The organism is Rhodococcus sp. (in: high G+C Gram-positive bacteria) (genome assembly GCF_049286785.1).
Classification (GTDB): domain Bacteria; phylum Actinomycetota; class Actinomycetes; order Mycobacteriales; family Mycobacteriaceae; genus Rhodococcus_F.
The window spans coordinates 1-3,264 of the sequence record NZ_JBAQEO010000417.1 but is presented as its reverse complement, the minus strand read 5'-3'; the positions used below and the strand labels follow the sequence as shown (position 1 = coordinate 3,264).

The following is a 3,264-nucleotide window of genomic DNA, read 5'->3' as shown; positions in this document are numbered from 1 at the left end:
GCATCACCGATCAACTGCAACACCGCATCGGTGAGTCGTCCCCACACCAGGTCGAGGGCCGCGCCGGGACTTGTAAGCGCACGCCGCACGCAGCGCCCTCACCGATTGTTCGTCCCAGCCGACTTCGAGAGGTGCGCGGGTGCAGGCAGAGAAACCGAAGAGGAGAGCCCCAAAACGCGACCTATTGACAAGTACGTCAGTAGCACTAGGCTATGGGTGACTCAGCTCACAGACGAGCCGTATGGCGTAGATCCATGCATCCCCGAAAGGAGCACGGTGGGAGACAACGGAGGGCGCCAACTAATACTTGCGGCCAGAGAACGCGCGCTATCGACACCCGGCGGCCTGACGGCCGTCTCTGGAGTGCGTCCGCAAATTGTGGAGTCCTGGCGGCGCTCGCTGATGTACGGCCTGGGCCCCGATCGCTGTGCCCCTTCTCTCGTCAGCTGCGACGACACCAACGTGCAACTTCGTCAGGTCGCAGGCGAAATCGTTGAGCACCGCAGGGCCGCTCTTTCCCAGTCGAGCTGTAGCCTGGCGATGACAGATTCTTCCGGCCGACTGTTGCGCCGGTGGGTGGAAGACAGGGGTTTCGCCTCCATCCTGGATTCTCAGTGCATCGCTCCCGACTACAGATGGGGCGAAGCCACCGTGGGCACAAACAGCAGCGGCATCGTCCTCGAGACCGGTCGAAGCGCTACCGTTGCCGGGCCCGAGCATTTCTCAGAAGAACTGCTGGACTTCACGTGCGCCGGGGCGCCGATTCGTCACCCCATCACTCGTAGACTGGTAGGCACACTCAACGTCACCGTACGCTTCCGCGATACCAGCCCCATCCTACAAACATGGGTGACCGACCTCGCTCTTGAGATCGAGCGCGCCCTTCTGAACGTGGCCTCCCGACGCGAGCAAATGCTTATGTCTGCCTACCTCGCCGAAAACCGCGACACTCGCCATCCTGTCATTTGCCTGGACGACCAGACCGTGATCAGCAACGCCGCGGCGGCCCGCAGGTTCAGCTCGGTCGACCAAGCGCTGCTGTGGGAGCACGCTTCGACCGTTCTGCACAGTTCGACAGAGCAAGATTCGACTGTGTCCCTCGGCGACGGCACCCCTGCCGTTGTCAAAGTACGCAAGGTATTCGACGGTACCCGTCCAGTGGGCGCAGTTCTCCTAGTAAAGCCCGAGCCGACGTGCACAGCTTCGCTCCTACCGAAGGGATACGGCGCTGCACCCATTCGGGGATTAGTTGGAACCAGTGACGCATGGCGCAGACTGTGTCATGAAGTAGCCGAATTCCGGCAACGTCCAAAACTGCTTGTAGGTGACGCCGGCGTCGGCAAGTTCGCTGTCGCATCTGCCCTGGCCGGTAACCGTGCAGTCGTCGTCGAAGCCAAATCCTTGACGAATGAGCCGTTCGAGCGCTGGCTCGACAATGTTCGCAGAATGGGCTCCGCCGGAGCGCCGGAGCTCATACTGCGACGACTGGATCACCTGAACGAGGCCGAGGCACATGTCGTGGTTTGCCTGCTGGATGAATTTACTTGCAGCGGAATACAAGTAAACGCAACCATGAGGGAAGTGGCCCCCCACGAAGATCGTTCTCCGATCGCCGAGTGGTTCGATGTCGTGCTCGAAGTTCCGCCGCTGTCCCAAAGACTCCAGGACCTCCCTCTCATCCTTGACGCGTTGACGATGAGGCACCTACCAGCGGCTCGATCGGTCCGGTGGTTGCCGGACGCCGTACAGACACTCAGCCGGATCAACTGGAGCCGAAACGTCGCCTCCATCGACGCCGTGGTTCGGGAGATTCTCGCAAGACACCGACACCCTACGATCAGCGCTGTTGATCTACCTCCGAGACTGCGTGCAGACGCAGGGCGTCGAGACCTGGTCGGCCTGGAACATATCGAAGCCAAGGCCATACTGGACGCTCTTCAGAAAGCGCGCGGGAACAAACGAGTTGCTGCCGATAGCCTCGGGCTAGCTCGATCGACGCTCTACCGCAAGATCCGGGCGCTTGGAATCGATCTGTCCTCTTCGAACTACTGACCGAAGATCTCGATAGAGACGTCCGGCCCACCGCCGGGGCCTACAGCCCGGTGACCTACCGGATACTCGCACGTCAACGATGTAGCCGTCGCAGCCGGAACCGAAATATGATCGACATCTTTGGCCTCTTTACCAGTTCCCAACGACCTTCTATTGTCCGGTCGATACCGGCAGGTTCACCGGCTTTCGCATCCTTCATGCTTCCCGATGCGCCGGTCGGTCCTGTGAGGCCGTGTTCGAGAAAGCTTAAATTGCTGGGCCAAATCTGCCCGATATGTTTCAGGATGTATGAAGCGTCACGGTCCGCCCAATGGTTGTTGCGTTCTTATGCCGGTGGCCGGCGTGATGGTCGCGCGCCTGTCCGTGAGGCGCTCCCGCAGCAGTTGTCTTCAATTGTTGGATCGGGGCGATACCCGGCCGGGGCGCCCGTTCACCTTGCCTCCGCGAGTCGTCACACGGATCGTCCGGATGTATTCCGAACAGGCTCGGCGGCAGCGGAACAGGACTGCCGGTAACCGGCAGACGATATCGCGTTCGAGCGCCCTGGCCAGGGTTATCTGTCAGCGAAGAACGAACCCTTCGTAACCGTTCTCCACAGACTCCCGAGTCGCCCGGAAGTACTCGTTTGCACCTCCGAAGTAGACCGCAACGGCGCGGTTCTTACCTTCGACGTTGCCGCCGTTGTACCACGTCGAAACCGTCTCGTTCTTGGTGGGCACAAGGAGGCCTGCAACATCTTGCGAGTGGCTCGTCCATCGCTGTTCCCCCTCATCCGTGCTCTCACATGTAGTGGCCCCGGTCTTCTGCATGTGCTGGATGCAGGAGGCGATCCAGTCGACGTTCTCCTCGATGCACGTCGGAATATTGGCGAACGGGGTTTGTGGACCCATGATCATGAAAAGATTGGGGAATCCGGCAGTGCTCAACCCGAAGTTGGTGAGGGGAGCTTCTTTCCACTTCTCGCTGAGAGTCAAGCCGTCGCGTCCTTCGATCTCCATCCGCAGCAGTGCTCCGGTCGAGGAATCGAATCCTGTTGCAAAGACGATGGCGTCGAACTCGAGCTCTCTGCTCGTGGTTCGAAGTCCCGTGGGAGTGATCTCCTCGATAGGATCGTTGCTGATGTCCACGAGCGTGACGTTCTGCCGATTGAACGTCTCGTAGTAGTCGGTTCCTGACGGAGGACGTTTGGCCGCGTAGGGGTAGCCCTTAGCC

Annotated in this window: 1 protein-coding gene and 1 pseudogene; one reads left to right on the top strand and one right to left on the bottom strand. The window is 60.2% G+C overall.

What is annotated here, in order from left to right; genetic code table 11:
* Positions 1-276: 276 nt before the first annotated feature.
* On the top strand, positions 277-2,052 hold the full coding sequence (locus tag WAW17_RS15560) for a sigma-54-dependent Fis family transcriptional regulator (RefSeq protein WP_422333846.1): 1,776 nt from the start codon (positions 277-279) through the stop codon (positions 2,050-2,052).
* 560 nt (positions 2,053-2,612) lie between these two features.
* On the opposite strand, the pseudogene WAW17_RS15555 reads toward WAW17_RS15560, so the two are convergent.
* Positions 2,613-3,264: pseudogene (locus WAW17_RS15555) on the bottom strand (cyclohexanone monooxygenase); the annotation flags it as partial.